Source organism: Pseudomonas sp. BF-R-19, from assembly GCF_019956445.1.
Lineage (GTDB): Bacteria > Pseudomonadota > Gammaproteobacteria > Pseudomonadales > Pseudomonadaceae > Aquipseudomonas > Aquipseudomonas fluorescens_BH.
Map to the genome: position 1 here is coordinate 297,710 of NZ_JAHBDN010000070.1, position 15,181 is coordinate 312,890.

At 62.1% G+C, this 15,181-nt stretch carries 15 protein-coding genes; 11 read left to right on the forward strand and 4 right to left on the reverse strand.

Translation table 11 applies throughout. The features are described from left to right. The 5 genes from KGB28_RS21245 (at nt 1) to KGB28_RS21265 (ending at nt 5,724) form a co-directional block, all read left to right on the forward strand. Nucleotides 1-570 carry an NUDIX hydrolase gene (locus KGB28_RS21245; protein WP_150727800.1) on the forward strand — a complete coding sequence of 190 codons (570 nt, stop codon included), beginning with the start codon at nt 1-3 and terminating at the stop codon, nt 568-570. Nucleotides 571-869: 299 nt separating this feature from the next. Further along, a complete protein-coding gene (locus tag KGB28_RS21250; protein ID WP_008053936.1) occupies nt 870-1,241 on the forward strand; it encodes a translation initiation factor Sui1 in 372 nt (123 codons plus the stop codon). 219 nt (nt 1,242-1,460) lie between these two features. Then, a complete protein-coding gene (gene speA, locus KGB28_RS21255) occupies nt 1,461-3,374 on the forward strand; it encodes an arginine decarboxylase (protein ID WP_056725278.1) in 1,914 nt (637 codons plus the stop codon). Between the two features lie 233 nt (nt 3,375-3,607). Beyond that, on the forward strand, nt 3,608-4,927 hold the full coding sequence (locus KGB28_RS21260; protein WP_223447734.1) for a type VI secretion system Vgr family protein: 1,320 nt from the start codon (nt 3,608-3,610) through the stop codon (nt 4,925-4,927). Beyond that, complete coding sequence (locus KGB28_RS21265; RefSeq protein WP_223447736.1) at nt 4,924-5,724, forward strand: DUF4123 domain-containing protein; 801 nt, start codon at nt 4,924-4,926, stop codon at nt 5,722-5,724. The genes KGB28_RS21260 and KGB28_RS21265 overlap by 4 nt, the downstream gene beginning before the upstream one ends. Nucleotides 5,725-5,772: 48 nt before the next feature. Here the strand turns inward: KGB28_RS21265 and KGB28_RS21270 are convergent, their stop codons facing one another. Both KGB28_RS21270 and KGB28_RS21275 read right to left on the reverse strand, forming a co-directional pair. After that, nucleotides 5,773-7,122: an MATE family efflux transporter gene (locus KGB28_RS21270; protein ID WP_223447738.1), complete on the reverse strand. Its 1,350-nt coding sequence runs from the start codon at nt 7,120-7,122 to the stop codon at nt 5,773-5,775. 191 nt (nt 7,123-7,313) lie between these two features. After that, on the reverse strand, nt 7,314-7,607 hold the full coding sequence (locus KGB28_RS21275) for a hypothetical protein (protein WP_223447740.1): 294 nt from the start codon (nt 7,605-7,607) through the stop codon (nt 7,314-7,316). Nucleotides 7,608-7,763: 156 nt separating this feature from the next. Between KGB28_RS21275 and KGB28_RS21280 the strand changes: the two genes are divergently transcribed. The 5 genes from KGB28_RS21280 to KGB28_RS21300 all read left to right on the forward strand — a co-directional run bounded on the left by KGB28_RS21280 (nt 7,764) and on the right by KGB28_RS21300 (nt 11,394). Next, a complete protein-coding gene (locus KGB28_RS21280) occupies nt 7,764-8,066 on the forward strand; it encodes a MazG-like family protein (RefSeq protein WP_007971343.1) in 303 nt (100 codons plus the stop codon). Further along, nucleotides 8,066-8,815 carry a methyltransferase domain-containing protein gene (locus KGB28_RS21285; protein ID WP_223447742.1) on the forward strand — a complete coding sequence of 250 codons (750 nt, stop codon included), beginning with the start codon at nt 8,066-8,068 and terminating at the stop codon, nt 8,813-8,815. The genes KGB28_RS21280 and KGB28_RS21285 overlap by 1 nt, the downstream gene beginning before the upstream one ends. 12 nt (nt 8,816-8,827) lie before the next feature. Next, on the forward strand, nt 8,828-9,436 hold the full coding sequence (locus KGB28_RS21290) for a DUF4136 domain-containing protein (RefSeq protein WP_223447744.1): 609 nt from the start codon (nt 8,828-8,830) through the stop codon (nt 9,434-9,436). A gap of 56 nt (nt 9,437-9,492) precedes the next feature. Then, nucleotides 9,493-10,056: a DUF4136 domain-containing protein gene (locus KGB28_RS21295; RefSeq protein WP_057712146.1), complete on the forward strand. Its 564-nt coding sequence runs from the start codon at nt 9,493-9,495 to the stop codon at nt 10,054-10,056. A 981-nt stretch (nt 10,057-11,037) separates the two neighbouring features. Beyond that, a complete protein-coding gene (locus tag KGB28_RS21300; RefSeq protein ID WP_223447746.1) occupies nt 11,038-11,394 on the forward strand; it encodes a DUF6124 family protein in 357 nt (118 codons plus the stop codon). Nucleotides 11,395-11,455: 61 nt separating this feature from the next. Here the strand turns inward: KGB28_RS21300 and KGB28_RS21305 are convergent, their stop codons facing one another. Next, on the reverse strand, nt 11,456-12,310 hold the full coding sequence (locus KGB28_RS21305; RefSeq protein ID WP_223447748.1) for a MaoC family dehydratase: 855 nt from the start codon (nt 12,308-12,310) through the stop codon (nt 11,456-11,458). A gap of 2 nt (nt 12,311-12,312) precedes the next feature. Then, nucleotides 12,313-13,665 carry a 3-oxoacyl-ACP reductase gene (locus tag KGB28_RS21310; protein WP_223447750.1) on the reverse strand — a complete coding sequence of 451 codons (1,353 nt, stop codon included), beginning with the start codon at nt 13,663-13,665 and terminating at the stop codon, nt 12,313-12,315. 265 nt (nt 13,666-13,930) lie between these two features. Here KGB28_RS21310 and KGB28_RS21315 point away from each other — a divergent pair. Further along, nucleotides 13,931-15,181 (forward strand): acetyl-CoA C-acetyltransferase (locus KGB28_RS21315; RefSeq protein ID WP_223447752.1); only part of this gene is annotated, 1,251 nt, incomplete at its 3' end.

The window sequence follows — 15,181 nt, forward strand, 5'->3', positions numbered from 1 at the left end:
ATGGTTGATAACTCTGTCGATGGAATGCGAGAAGCCGCGCACCGTGCGGCCTCCGATGCCGAACAGATCGCCTGGGTCGACGAGCAGGACAACCTGCTCGGCGCTCTGGTCCGTTCCGATTTGCGCGAGCGCGGGCTGATCGGGCGCGGTACCTACATCATGTTGTTCAACTCCGCTGGCGAGTTGTGCGTGCATCGACGCACCCTGAGCAAGGCGATCTATCCCGGTTTCTGGGACGTGGCGGCGGGGGGCATGGTGCTCGCCAGCGAAACCTACGCCGAATCGGCGGCCAGGGAACTGGAGGAAGAACTGGGAGTGAGTGGTGTGGAACTGACCGCCCATGACCACTTTTTCTTCGAAGACACCGGCAATCGCCTGTGGTGTTCGGCGTTCTCGGCGGTGTGGGACGGCCCGTTGATCCTGCAACCGGAAGAGGTGCTCGAAGCGCGCTTTATCCCCATCGATCAGGTCATGCTGGAAATCGAGCAAAAGCCTTATTGCCCGGACTCTCTGGCCGCGTTGAAGCGCTATTTGCGCTCACGCCGGATCGACGTCGCAAAACAGCTATAAATTGGCGCCGATTGGCTCTTAGCAATCGGCGTTTTTGCCGTTACACTGCGCGACCTTTTTAAACTGAACCGGTATTGCTGGTTGTTGTAGGAGCGAGCTTGCTCGCGATGGACGCAAGGACGACACGTGCTACCTGATGCCGCGCGTTATCGTTGACGTCCATCGCGAGCAAGCTCGCTCCTACAGTGAAGTGAATGTCGTACCGTTTCAGTAGCGCTGCCCCTGCCTGAGTGGGGCTTCGCGGTCGATAGCCTTCCCAAGTGCTGCGACCAGTCTTTGTCCTCCGAAGAGGATTGCCGGTGGCCAAAAAAGCCGCATCCTTCGCCGCCCTGGGCGGCCTGGTATTTTCCACCGACGCAGGTCGTCATTGCCCGGAATGCAGTAAACCGGTGGACGCCTGCATCTGCAAACAGACCGTTATCCCGGCCGGCGACGGCATCGCGCGCGTGCGTCGCGAAAGCAAGGGCCGTGGCGGCAAGACGGTGACCACCATCACCGGCGTGCCGTTGGCTGAAGACGCGCTCAAGGACCTGGCCACGACGTTGAAGAAACGTTGCGGTACCGGTGGGGCGTTGAAAGACGGTGTCATCGAAATCCAGGGCGATCATGTCGAGCTACTCTTGGCAGAACTGATCAAGCTCGGTTTCAAAGCGAAGAAGTCCGGCGGCTAGCAGCCTCTGTGAAAACCACCCTCGGCTTGATCCGGTCCTGATGACATTCAGGTCCGGCATCGTCTACATGGTTTTCACAGAGCCTGTTCATGACCGGTTTCTAAACTCACTGCGGTCGGCGGGGTCTATTGCCCCGTTGACGAACCGTCATTTTCATTCTTTAGACTGCGCCGGCCTGAACCCAGGCGACGCACTATGACTTCTTTATAGGGGACTTCGATGTCCGTACGACGCACACGCAAAGACGATGGCAGCCAATGGACAGTTGCGGACAGCCGCAGTGTTTACGGGATTCGCCATTGGGGGGCCGGGTATTTCGCGATCAATGACGCCGGTCGCGTCGAAGTTCGTCCGAACGGTCCGAGCAGCTCGCCTATCGACCTGTACGAGCAAGTCGACCAGCTGCGCAAAAGCGGCCTGTCCTTGCCGTTGCTGGTCCGTTTCCCGGACATCCTGCAAGACCGCGTGCGTCAGCTGACCGGCGCGTTCGATTCGAACATCGAGCGTCTGGAATACCAGAGCAAGTACACCGCGTTGTACCCGATCAAGGTCAACCAGCAGGAAGCGGTGATCGAGAACATCATCGCCACCCAGAACGTGTCCATCGGCCTGGAAGCCGGGTCCAAGCCTGAGTTGCTGGCGGTGCTGGCGCTGGCGCCGAAGGGCGGCACCATCGTCTGCAACGGCTACAAGGACCGCGAGTTCATTCGCCTGGCGTTGATGGGCCAGAAACTCGGCCACAACGTGTTCATCGTGATCGAGAAAGAATCCGAAGTCGGCCTGGTGATCGAAGAAGCCAACTCGCTGAAGGTCAAGCCTCAGGTCGGCCTGCGCGTGCGCCTGTCGTCCCTGGCCTCGAGCAAGTGGGCGGACACCGGCGGCGAGAAATCCAAGTTCGGCCTGTCGGCGGCACAACTGCTGTCGGTGGTCGAGCGTTTCCGCGCGGCTGGCCTGGACCAGGGCATCCGCCTGCTGCACTTCCACATGGGTTCGCAGATCGCCAACCTCGCGGACTACCAGCACGGCTTCAAGGAAGCGATCCGTTACTACGGCGAATTGCGTAACCTCGGCCTGCCGGTGGACCACATCGACGTCGGCGGTGGTTTGGGCGTGGACTACGACGGCACACACTCGCGTAACGCCAGTTCGATCAACTACGACATGGACGATTACGCCGGCGTCGTGGTCGGGATGCTCAAGGAATTCTGCGATGCGCAGAGCCTGCCGCACCCGAACATCTTCTCCGAAAGCGGCCGTTCCCTGACCGCGCACCACGCCATGCTGGTGATCCAGGTGACCGACGTCGAGAAACACAACGACGATGTGCCGCAGATCGAGAACAAGGAAGCGCTGCCGGAAACCGTGCAGTGGCTGGTGGACCTGCTGGGTCCGACCGACATCGAGATGGTCACCGAAACCTACTGGCGCGCCACGCACTACATGAGTGACGTTGCCTCCCAGTACGCCGACGGCAAGCTGACCCTGGCCGAGAAAGCCCTGGCCGAGCAATGCTACTTCGCCGTGTGCCGTCGCCTGCACAACTCGTTGAAGGCGCGCCAGCGTTCCCACCGTCAGGTGCTGGACGAACTCAACGACAAGCTGGCCGACAAGTACATCTGCAACTTCTCGGTGTTCCAGAGCCTGCCGGACACCTGGGCCATCGACCAGGTTCTGCCGATCATCCCGCTGCACCGTCTCGACGAAGAACCGCTGCGTCGCGCGGTACTGCAAGACCTGACCTGTGACTCCGACGGCAAGATCAACCAGTACGTCGACGAGCAGAGCATCGAGACCAGCTTGCCGGTGCACGCGTTGAAAGAAGGTGAGGACTACTTGCTGGGTGTGTTCCTGGTCGGTGCCTACCAGGAAATTCTTGGCGACATGCACAACCTGTTCGGTGACACCGACTCGGTGAACATCTACCAGAATGCCGACGGCAGCGTGTACCACGCCGGTATCGAAACCCACGACACCATCGAAGACATGCTGCGCTACGTGCACTTGTCTCCGGAAGAGCTGATGACCCACTACCGCGACAAGTGCGCCAGTGCCCGCATCAGCGCCACCGAGCGCACGCAGTTCCTCGATGCCTTGCGTCTGGGGCTGACCCGTTCGTCTTACCTGTCTTCTTGAGGTAAGGCGCCGCGCACATCAGGTTGTCTGAAAATTCTCCGTACGCTGCGGAAAACTCAGATGACCTGGTGCGGCGTTTCTTCTTTTTCAAGCGAAATGACCCTCAGGTCGGGCTATCCAAGCGATGTGGTCTTCTTTTCGCGTAGGTCATTTCCTAAGTTGTACTTCGGCACTCTACTCGGCCATGTCTCTCAGCGAGAATCCCCGGCCGCCCCTCCTGTAGAGAATCGCCGATGTTCGATCCAGTCAACGAGCCTCCATTTCGTCTGGATGTAGCGGGTCTTCCCGACCCCTTCGAGGTCTTGGCCTTTACCGGCAGTGAAGCCATCAGCGAGCCGTTCGTGTTCGACCTGGAACTGCTGATCGATGACCCGGTGCTTGACCTTGCCAGTTTGCTGTACCGCCCGGCCTCCCTGCATTTCGGGCCAACCGGATGCCTCGTGCATGGACAACTGCATGAGCTCGTCCAGCGTGATCATGTCTCGGGACCCCGACTCTGCCAGGTGCGCCTGGGGCCAAAACTGGCTTGCCTGGCCCAGCGTTTCAGCCAACGAATCTTCAGCGCCCGTTCCGTGCCGCAAATCCTTGACCAGGTGCTCAAGGAGCACGGTATTACCGGCAAGGATCGACGCCTGGAGCTGAGCGGCGAATACCCGCCCCGGGATTTTTGCACGCAATATCGAGAGTCAGACCTGCAATTTCTCCAGCGACTGTGCGCCCAGGAACGGCTTCACTACCACTTCGAACACCGGGCCCGCGGGCACTGTGTGGTATTTGGGGATGACCAGCAGCATTTTCCAACCGGCGAACCTGCGGAATTTCGCAGCGAGGGCGGTCGGCCGGCGGTGCGGCAGTTCGAACGTCAGCGCTGTGCTGGGACAGCGGCGCAGTGTGCCGAATGCCGCACGGACCTGGCGACCTTGCGCAGCGGTCGGCTGATGCCGCTGTCCGGTCATCCGGTTGCCGATTGCAATCGGCTCTGGCTGCTGACCCGCGTCGAGCATTGGGGCAGCCAGGATACGCCGACGCCTTACCACAATCAGGTCCGTGCCCTGCACTGGCCGGCACCCTTCGAGCCGCCCTGTACGACGGTCAAACCACAGATGCATAGCCTGCAACGGGCGTGGGTCGTCGAGGTCGATGAACCAGGCCCCGACCCGGCAAGGCCGGTACCGGTGCAATTCGACTGGCTTTATCAGGGCGAAGGGGCGACGCCCAGTCATTGCTGGCTGCCCCTGGGCAGGCAGTTGCAGGCCGCGACGTTCTCGCCATTGCGCGAAGGAACCGAGCTGGTGGTGAGTTTTATCGAGGGCGATCCCGATCAACCGCAGATAACCGGGGTGCTGCATGCACCGGCAACGATCGAGGTGACGGACGCTGACACCCCACAGCCCATCTGCGCCCATGATGAGGGTCTGGAGCAATGGTTGCGCTCGGGAGAGCCATTACTGATGTTGTGCCTGCTGCCCGGCGGTGGCAGCTTCAACCATTGCGCACAGGCGTTGTGTACCTGTCGTCTGGTGACGAAGCTTGGCCAGAGCTCTGGAGCATGAGCACCACACGCACGACCGAGGCGCCCCCGCAGTGGCTGTTGCTGGATGTGCCGGGCACGCCGCAGGCGGGTGTCACACTTCGGCAGATGTTTGCGCAAGCCCGGTGGTCCGGGTTGTTCGAGGGTACGGAGTGGCATGTGCTGCATGAGCAGGGACCGCTCCTGGTCGATCTGCGCACCTGCCCGGCACTGGCCGATCTATGCATCGTCGACGGACAACGCTGGCCCGGATTGCTGATGGTCAGCGAGGCCGGCGCTGCGTCGTTGCTGGCGCATTTGCGGTGCATGCTCACGGTCACGCTTGGCCTGCACCGGGCCCTTTTGAGTTACTACAACCCAATCACAGCCAGCTATTTTTTCGATGCCTGCGATGCCGTTGAACTGAGTCGCTGGCTAGGGCCCATCCACCAGTTACGCTGGTTCGGCGGCAGTTGGGCCGACCGCGCGATGGGATGTGAGGGCTGGCAGCGCTTGTCCAACCCGGGGCTGGCGGTCAGCCCGTTGGCAGTCGAGGAAAGCCTCAGCGCCGGGCAACAGGGAAAACTGCAAACCTGCCTGCTCGAGCAGCATGCCTGGCGCTGGAACCGATCCACCGGTGCCGACTTCTCCCGCCTGTGGGACCATGTGCAGGAGGGGGTGGCGCTGGGTTTCAGCGAGCGCCCGGTGCTTGATGGCTGGATATGGCTACGCTTGCAGTATCCCGATGCCGTGCCCGTGCAGCCGTTGCCGGGCGGGACTCAACAGGAGCGCCTCGATAACCTGCGTCACCTGTGGCAGAACGACCGACCCTGGCCATGAGGTCGAAATTGATGAAGAGGTCTCGGCGTTTGTTGGGGCCTCGCCCGTTCAGTGAGTACTGCCGGCGAACCAGCCATCGTTACGGCGCAGGCGCCAGGCGATCATGCCGAGGGTCAGACTGCGCAGCAGCATGAACAACAGGAAGGTTATCCACAGGCCATGGTTGCCCCCGCCTTGCAGTGCCCAGCCGAAGGGCAGCACCAGCGCCACGGTCAGCAGCATGCCGTTGCGCATTTCCCGGGCGCGGGTGGCGCCGATGAACAGGCCGTCGAGCAGGTAACTCCAGACGGCAATCAGCGGCAGTACGGCGAGGTAGGGCAGGTAGATGAACGCGGTGTCACGCACACTCTGAATGTCGGTCTGCATCTCGATGAACAGATGCCCGGCGAACAGAAACAACGCGGCAAAGCCCAGGCTTGCCAGCAACGACCAGCCACCGGCCACCACCAATGAACGGCGCAGGGCATCGCGGTCACGTGCGCCAAGCGCATGTCCGCACAGGGCCTCAACGGCGTGGGCCAGGCCATCGAGGGCGTGGGCGGTCAGCAGCAGGCCATTGAGCAAAAGAGCGTTGGCCGCGACCGTGGCGTCGCCCAGCCGTGCGCCTTGCACCGTGATCAGGAAGAACACCGACTGCAGCGCCAGGCTGCGGATGAAGATGTCGCGGTTGACCGCCAGCAATGGCCGCCAACTTTGCCACAGCGCCAATGCCGCCCAGGCGATGTGCCCGGGGTAGGCGCGCAGGGCTTTGCGGGTCATCAGCAAGCCGATCAGTGCACCGGTCCACTCGGCAATCACCGAGGCCCGGGCCGCACCGACCACGCCCCATTCCAGGCCGAGGACGAACCACAGGTTCAGGGCAATGTTGACCAGGTTGGTGCTCAGCAGAATCGCCAGGGGCGCCCGGGCATTCTGGGTGCCGAGAAACCAGCCGACCAGTGCATAACTGGCGAGCGCCGCCGGCAGGCCGAACAGGCGGGTGTGGAAGAACTCGCGGGTCAGTTGATCAAGCTCCGCCGACGGTTGCATGAAGTGCAACGCGAGCCCGCTCAACGGCACTCCCACCGCCCCCAGCACCACGGCCAGGCCGAAGGCGAGCAGCAGGCCTTGCAACAGAATCTGCCGCAAGGCCGCACCATCCCCACGCCCCGCTGCCTGGGCGGCGAACCCGGTGGAGCCCATGCGCAGAAAGCCCATGGCCCAGGCGAGGAAGGTGTACAGGCTGGCCCCGACCGCGACGGCGCCGAGTTGATGGGCGTGGGGCAGGTGACCGATGACGGTGCTGTCGACCAGCGCCACCAGCGGCACGGAAATGTTCGAAAGAATCATCGGCGCGGCGAGTGCCCAGACCCGGCGATGGGTAGGGCGGTCGCGCCAGTCGGCGGTCAGGTTGGACATGCAGGCTCCTTGGAGGAGCGGGCATTGTAGCGGCACATCGAGAGCACGCCGCGATCAATTGTGGGAGCGGCGGTGCGGCGATCCGACTTGCTCGCGAAAGCGGTCGTCCAGTCAATAATCATTCGACTGACATTCCGTCTTCGTCGGAACGCCGCCCGGAGCAAGCCCGCTCCCACAGGTGTTCGGTGGTGTCAGTGGATAATCCAGCTGAGCAACCACAGCCCCAGCACCAGCCAGATGAAACCCATGATGAACGACGCATTGAGAAAGGCGCGGATCGCCGACCACAGCAGTATCAGCCCGAGGATCAAGGTCACGATGCTGACGACCGAGGTATCCATGCCCAGCGCCAGGGACAAGCCTTCGACAAAATTGCTGCTGGCGTTGCTCAACAGATTGAACAGCCCGCTGAGGGCATCAACGATGAAACGGATGATCGAGCCGAGTACCTGGCCGAGCCATTCGGAAAAACCTTCTACCTGCATGGAGTGAACATCCTGTTTAAAGAGAATTGAGTCTTGGGCTGTCGATCATGCTGCCGAGTTCCCACAAGCATAGAGGGTTGCACACAGAGCATGCATCTTCTGCCCCTTGCCTTCACCTGTGATCCCCCCGAAGCTATACGCCTTCAGGAGAGCCCGATGAACCTTGTTGAACTGACCGAACGCCTGCACGCCATCCGTGACCGCAATGACTGGCGGCAATTTCACAGCCCGAAAAACCTGGCCATGGCCGCGAGCGTGGAAATGTCCGAGCTGGTGGAAATTTTCCAGTGGCTGACCGAAGACCAGTCACGCCAGTTGCCGGCGGACAAACTCGCCCACGCCGGGCAGGAAGTCGGTGACATCGTGCTTTATCTGTTGCTGTTGTGCAGCGAGCTGGGCCTGGACATGGAAGCCGTGGTGCGCAGCAAACTGGCGGACAGCGAACGGAGGTTCAGCTGATGAGCGACCGTCATTTCGATCAACTGGCGACCCGTTTCGCCGAAAAAATCTACGGCGGTGCCAAAGGGGCGATCCGTCTGGCGGTGTTGCAGGCCGATCTGGCCGAAATCCTGCCCGACCGGCCGCTGCGTGTGCTGGACATCGGCGCCGGCCTTGGCCACATGTCGTTATGGCTGGCCCAGCGCGGCCATCAGGTGACCCTCGCCGAGCCGGCCGAGCCGATGCTCGAAGGTGCCCGCCAACGTTTTGCCGAAGCCGGGCAGAGCGCCACGTTCATTCAGGCACCCTGGCAGGAACTGCTCGGGCAGCTCACCGAACCCTACGACCTGGTGCTGTGCCACGCCGTGCTGGAATGGCTGGCCGAACCCCACGCCATCCTGCCGGTGCTGCATCAACTGACCAAGGCCGACGGCTGGCTGTCCCTGGCGTTCTACAACCGTGACGCGCTGATTTATCGCAACTTGCTCAAGGGCCATTTCCGCAAGATGCGCAAGAACGATATGGCCGGCGAAAAGCAGAGCCTGACCCCGCAACAGCCCCTTGATCCGCGCGAGCTGGCGGCGCAACTTGAAGGTCTGTGGCAGGTCGAAACACAGAGTGGCGTGCGGGTTTTTCACGATTACATGCCGGTGGAATTCCAGGCCCGCGTCGAGTTGGCAGACCTGCTGGAAATGGAGTTGGCCCACCGCCGTCATCCGAGCTTTGCCGGGCTTGGGCGTTACTTGCACTGGATCTGTCGGCCTGTCTGATCGGAGCACGCAATGAAAAATCATTCAGGTGTACTGGTGTTCTGCCTGGGGCTGGCTGCCTGTCAGGGCAGCAACCCTTATGTCGCCACCTCGAATCCTTTGCCACCGGCGCCGCCCCAGGCTGCCAACACCTTTGACCGCAGCGCTTACCCGGCGGCACCACGTGACTATGGACGCTACCGCAGTTGGGCGTGGCTCAATGGGCATCTGCCACCGGGCACCGCCTGGGCCGACTCGGCGCAGGTCGCCGAAGCGGTCAGCAATGCGCTGGATCAGCGGGGTTTGCGTCCGCTGCATGACAATCGTCCAGCGGACCTGTTTGTCAGCGCCGACCTGCGGATGGAAACCCGCTTGCGTCAGGTTCAGGACGACTATTACGGCGGCGGTTATGGCGGCTACAACGGCTACGGCCCTGGATATGGCGGATACGCCACCGTGCCGATCATCCGTACCTATCAGGAACAGGTCGTAGTGGTTCAGGTGGACATGTTTGACGCCAAAAGCGGTCAGCCGGTGTGGAGCTCCAGCGCTGAAACCGGCAACCGGGGGAGTGAAAGCGAGCGGGCCGATGCCATACGGGAGGCTGTGGAAAAGGCAATGTCGGCGTATCCTCCTAGTTAGCTTCTTGTAGAATAAGAAGCATTCCGCAGGATCATGCCTTCAACCGGAGAATCATCATGTTCCGCCGTTTTGTTTTACTGGCAGTGGCCGCGCTGCTCAGTGCCTGCGCCGCTAACCAGGTCAATCATGACTTCGACGCCAGCCGCGACTTTGCTGCCTATCGCAGCTGGACCTGGAAAGAACCTGCCCTGCAATACCGTCCCGATGATCCTCGAATCAAGAGCGACCTGACCGAACAGCGCATCCGTCAGGCGGTTGCCGATCAACTGGATCAGCGCGGTCTGCGTCCGGCCGCCGCAGGTGCCAAGGGTGACTTGAATGTGCAGACCTACCTGATTGTCGAAGAGCGGCAGCAACAGGTGACCACCAATTACGGCGGCGGCTGGGGTAACCCGTGGTATGGCTACTACGGCGCCCCGATGTACAACGAAACCCGCAATGTCAGCTACAAAGTGGCGACCATTCAGATCGACCTGCTCGATGGCAAGGACGGCAAACTGGTGTGGCGCGGCAGTGACGAGCAGATACTCAGCCGCACGCCGAACCCGACGGATCGTCGCGATGCGATCTGGGAAACGGTCACGCGGATATTGGCCAACTATCCACCGCATGCATCCTAGAATCGGCCGGCCTCTCAACCCCTGTGCTCCTACAGGGGTTTTTTTGGATGGTGTACATATCCATTGCTGCGGTAACGGCGGCTTATGGTTTCGCCCTTACGGCGAGTCCCTTTTGTCAAACGACACAAAAGGAACCAAAAAGTTCACGCCCCGAACGTACGGCCCCTCGCCAAGGCTCGGGGTTCCTTCGCTCCGGCATTCATCCGGGGGCATCGCCTCCGGTCGGCTTCGCTCGACCTCCTCTCGATGTGTTCGGCTGCGCCGAACGGCGCTGCGCGCCCACCCCCGGATGAACGCCTCCACTCAGCCTGCCGAGGGGGCGGGTGGATCAAGATCAAGAGCTGCAGGCGAGCTAACGCTCGGCCTGATGAGTGGTGAGGAGCGTGGGTGTACGCCGCTCTGCCTTTGCTTTTTTGTGGGAGCGGGCTTGCTCGCGAAGGTGGCCTGACAGCCGACCAATATCTATCAGATGTACCCGGCCCAACTGTGGGAGCGAGCTTGCTCGCGAAGGCGGCCTGACAGCCGACCAATATCTATCAGATGTACCCGGCCCAACTGTGGGAGCGGGCTTGCTCGCGAAGGTGGCCTGACAGCCGACCAATATCTATCAGATGTACCCGGCCCAACTGTGGGAGCGAGCTTGCTCGCGATGGCGGCCTGTCAGCCGACCAATCCTGTGTAGTTTTCCTCAAGTCCCGAGGAAACCTCCGACATGCTTTTCAGGTTGTCCGTCGGAAGCGCGATCTCTAGCCTTTGTCTGTCGCTGCAAAATCAGTGATCGGGTTTGGTCGCCCGGGTTTAGAATGGCGCACAGTGCCGCGCGAGCGGCATTTTTGTGCTTGCTTAATGGCGAGCTGTGCGTGGGAGGGCCTAGGCCCTGCCGGGTTTCCATTCCCTGGTCGACCAACCTGCGTACGGTTCGCCACCCTTCTGCTTGGTCGCAGTGATGGCGAACTCCAAATTCAAGAATGGAGCTTCACCATGTTCAAACCCACCCCAAATCCACCCGAAACCGACGACGTTTCCCCCTATCAATCCCCCCACTCAAACAAACTCCACGAAGCCGCCGACCGCACCCTCGATCACTATCTCAATCCACCCAGGCAATCTGTCACCCACAAGCCCAGCACGATGTTCGTCATTGTCCCGGACATCGACACCGAAACCCTGCTGGCCCACGCCTGTGAATCATTGGCGTCGGCGAGTGTGATGGCGAGTGATTTCGCGGGGTTTCTGGAAGGCTCGCAGCGTAATACGATGCTGGGGATTGCGCAGGTGATCATGCTGGGTGAGCTGGCGGTGAACCGGGCGTTGGACAATCTCGATCCGCAAGACTGACCACGCAGCTTTTGTGGCGAGGGAGCAAGCTCCCTCGCCACAGACATCGGCTTTATCAGGATCAGGCAACCGGCCGCCAGTACCCGACCATATGTTCCAGATCCCCGGCACCCACCAACTGAAAATCCCCGCTCGGCCCTGGCGCACTGGCCAGCAACGTCACTTCACTGGGCAACCGTACCGGCTTCTTGAACTGCACCGCGATCTCGACATTCGCCACAGGCAGATGCCCGGCCAGCGCAGCCAGCGTGCGCGCCTTGTTCCACAGGCCATGGGCGATGGCGGTCGGGAAACCGAAGAGCCGGGCGCTGGCCGCGCTGAGGTGAATCGGGTTGTAGTCGCCGGACACCTTGGCGTATTGCCGGCCGATGTCCGAGGGCGCTTTCCAGTGCTCGATCTCGGACAAGTCCAGGCTGGTTGTCAGAGGTTCTTCGAGCGGTTCGCCCTCGAGTTTGACGCCGCGACAGAGCATCCGGCTTTCTTCTTCCCACAACGGCCCCAACTGATCGTCGAGTGTGGTCAGCAAATCGAACGTTGCGCCTTTGGCGTGGGGTTGCAGGTTCTGCACTTGCACGCTGACGCGCACCCGACTCACCCCGCCCATGGGGCGCAGTACACGAATCCGATTGCTCAGGTGAATCAGGCCCAGCAGCGGGAAGGGGAAGTCCCTGGCCGTGAGCAACTGCATCTGCAAGGCAAACCCGAGGATGTGCGGGTAGGTTGGTGGCAGCAGGCCGTTGTCGGCGAAACCACAGACCTTGCGATAGGCCGCCAGGCGCTTGGGATCGACTTCGACCCAGCAACGCAAACCCGAGTCGGGCAGGCGGCTGCCAGTGATTTTTCGCCGTGTCGCCGCGCGTGCGTACAACCCCGTCAGGCTGGGTTCACGGTTGAGTGTGTGCCAGTCGGTGATCATGCCTAAGCCCCCAGAGCGTTTTGCCCACACACGCGCAACGCTTGCCCGGTGAACGCGCCGGTGCCCGGTTGCGCGAGCCAGGCCACGGCTTCGGCGACGTCCTGCGGCAGGCCGCCCTGGCCGAGGGAGCTCATGCGGCGTCCGGCTTCGCGCAGGCCGAAGGGAATGTGTGCGGTCATCTGCGTTTCGATGAAGCCTGGTGCCACGGCGTTGATGCTGATGCCGCGCTCGTGGAGCAGCGGCGCCCAGGCTTGTGCCAGACCGATCAACCCGGCCTTGCTCGCCGCGTAATTGGTTTGCCCGCGATTGCCGGCGATGCCGCTGATGGACGCCAGCAGGATCACCCGGCCGTTGTCGTGCAGGGTGCCGCTGTCGAGCAGGGCTTTGGTCAGCACTTGCGGCGCGTTGAGGTTGACCGCCAGCACCGCGTCCCAGAATTCCGGGGTCATGTTGGCCAGGGTTTTATCCCGGGTGATGCCGGCGTTGTGCACCACGATATCGAGGCCGTCGGGCAGCTGTTCGACCAACTGCGCGGCGGCGTCTTCGGCGCAGATGTCGAGGCTGATGCTGCGCCCGCCGAGGCGCGCGGCGAGGGCTTCGAGATCGGTTTTGGCCGGGGGCACGTCGAGCAGGATGACGTCAGCACCATCGCGAGCCAGGGTTTCGGCAATGGCGGCACCGATACCGCGTGCTGCGCCGGTGACCAGTGCCTTGCGCCCGGCGAGCGGGCGCGTCCAGTCGGTGACTGGCGTCGAGCACGGATTCAAGCGAATGACCTGCCCGGACACGAAGGCGCTTTTCGGTGAGAGGAAAAACCGTAGCGGGCCTTCCAGTTGCGCCTCGGCCCCTTCGCCGACGTAGATCAATTGCAGGGTGCCACCGCTGCGCAACTCCTTGGCCAGGGAACGGCTGAAACCTTCCAGGGCACGCTGGGCACTGGCGGCGAGCGGGTCGCGCAGGGTTTGCGGGTCGCGTCCGAGAATCACCAGGTGCGCACAGTGGTCGAGGTTCTTCATCAGCGGCTGGAAAAACTCGCGCAGTTGCTTGAGCTGATCGGTGTGCAGCAGGTCACTGGCGTCGAACACCACGGCCTTGAGTTTCGGTCCGTGGCCGGGAATCCAGGCCGTGGCCAGCGAAGGCTCGGTGCCGTAGCTGTAGATCGCGTCGGTCAGGCGGTTGGCGAACGCGCTGACGTGTTCTGCCAACGGCCCGCCGCCGATCAGCAACGCGCCTTCTACAGGTCGCAACCGTCCCGCTTGCCAGCGCTCCAGTCTGCTCGGCACCGGCAACCCCAGGGCGCCGACCAGGCGATGGCCGATGGACGAATTGGCGAAGTCGATATAGCGGTCAGACATGGATCGCGCTCCGAAAGCAGGGGATCAAAGTGTGGACCACGAATGGCGATCAGTCGTTCGATCCACGAGATAAGGCCTACGCTTGGTTACAGCAGAGTAGTTTGATCACGGGATTTGAGTAGCACCACAACCACTGTGGGAGCGGGCTTGCTCGCGAAAGCGGTGGGTCAGCCAACCGCGATGTTGAATGTGCTGGCCCTTTCGCGAGCAAGCCCGCTCCCACAAGGGGCAGTGTTCAGTTCAGATAATTTGTCAGGAGTTTTTCATGACCCAACCGCGCCGTGTCGCGATCATCGGCGGTAACCGGATTCCCTTCGCCCGCTCCAACGGCCCCTACGCCACGGCCAGTAACCAGGTGATGCTCACCGCCGCCCTCGAGGGCCTGATCGAACGTTACAACCTGCACGGCCAGCGCATCGGCGAAGTGGTCGCCGGGGCGGTGCTCAAGTTGTCGCGGGACATGAACCTCACGCGCGAGTGCGTACTGGGTTCGCGACTGTCGCCTGCCACCCCGGCCTATGACATCCAGCAGGCGTGCGGCACCGGGCTGGAAGCGGCGCTGCTGGTGGCGAACAAGATTGCCCTGGGGCAGATCGACTGCGGCATTGCCGGTGGCGTGGACACCACCTCGGATGCGCCGATCAGTGTCAGCGAGGGCCTGCGCAAAGTCCTCCTGCAAGCCAACCGCGCGAAAACCACCGGCGACAAACTGAAAACCTTCCTGCAATTGCGTCCCAGACATCTGATTCCCGAATTCCCGCGCAACGGCGAGCCGCGTACCGGGTTGTCCATGGGCCAGCATTGCGAGCTGATGGCCCAGACCTGGAACATCCCTCGCCAGGCACAGGATCAATTGGCGCTTGAGAGCCATCAGAAGCTGGCCGCGTCCTACGCCGAAGGCTGGCACAACGACCTGATGACGCCGTTCCTGGGCCTGACCCGCGACAACAACCTGCGTGCGGACTCCACGCTGGAAAAGCTCGCCGCACTCAGGCCGGCCTATGAAAAAAGCGCCAAGGGCACCCTGACCGCCGGCAACTCCACGCCGCTGACCGATGGTGCGTCGCTGGTGCTACTGGGCAGCGAGGAATGGGCCAAGGCTCGCGGGTTACCGATCCTGGCCTACTGGCGTGACGGCGAGGCGGCGGCGGTGGATTTCGTCAACGGCACCGAAGGGTTGTTGATGGCACCGGTCTACGCCGTGCCGCGTTTGCTGGCGCGCAATGGCCTGACCTTGCAGGACTTCGACTACTACGAAATCCACGAAGCCTTCGCCGCGCAAGTGCTGTGCACCTTGAAGGCCTGGGAAGATCCGGAGTACTGCAAAACCCGTCTCGGGCTCGATGCGCCATTGGGCTCGATCGATCGCAGCAAACTCAACGTCAAGGGCAGTTCGCTGGCGGCGGGGCATCCGTTTGCCGCCACGGGCGGGCGCATCGTCGCCAATCTGGCGAAGTTGCTGGATGCGGCGGGCAAGGGGCGGGGACTGATATCGATTTGTGCGGCGGGCGGGCAG

Coding starts and splice junctions, on each gene's coding strand:
- KGB28_RS21270 (WP_223447738.1), bottom strand. CDS start 7,122: ATGTCCAACCTGACCGCCGACTGGCGCGACCGCCCTACCCATCGCCGG.
- KGB28_RS21265 (WP_223447736.1), top strand. CDS start 4,924: ATGAGCACCACACGCACGACCGAGGCGCCCCCGCAGTGGCTGTTGCTG.
- KGB28_RS21260 (WP_223447734.1), top strand. CDS start 3,608: ATGTTCGATCCAGTCAACGAGCCTCCATTTCGTCTGGATGTAGCGGGT.
- KGB28_RS21305 (WP_223447748.1), bottom strand. CDS start 12,310: ATGATCACCGACTGGCACACACTCAACCGTGAACCCAGCCTGACGGGG.
- speA (WP_056725278.1), top strand. CDS start 1,461: ATGTCCGTACGACGCACACGCAAAGACGATGGCAGCCAATGGACAGTT.
- KGB28_RS21285 (WP_223447742.1), top strand. CDS start 8,066: ATGAGCGACCGTCATTTCGATCAACTGGCGACCCGTTTCGCCGAAAAA.
- KGB28_RS21290 (WP_223447744.1), top strand. CDS start 8,828: ATGAAAAATCATTCAGGTGTACTGGTGTTCTGCCTGGGGCTGGCTGCC.
- KGB28_RS21310 (WP_223447750.1), bottom strand. CDS start 13,665: ATGTCTGACCGCTATATCGACTTCGCCAATTCGTCCATCGGCCATCGC.
- KGB28_RS21275 (WP_223447740.1), bottom strand. CDS start 7,607: ATGCAGGTAGAAGGTTTTTCCGAATGGCTCGGCCAGGTACTCGGCTCG.
- KGB28_RS21245 (WP_150727800.1), top strand. CDS start 1: ATGGTTGATAACTCTGTCGATGGAATGCGAGAAGCCGCGCACCGTGCG.
- KGB28_RS21295 (WP_057712146.1), top strand. CDS start 9,493: ATGTTCCGCCGTTTTGTTTTACTGGCAGTGGCCGCGCTGCTCAGTGCC.
- KGB28_RS21280 (WP_007971343.1), top strand. CDS start 7,764: ATGAACCTTGTTGAACTGACCGAACGCCTGCACGCCATCCGTGACCGC.
- KGB28_RS21300 (WP_223447746.1), top strand. CDS start 11,038: ATGTTCAAACCCACCCCAAATCCACCCGAAACCGACGACGTTTCCCCC.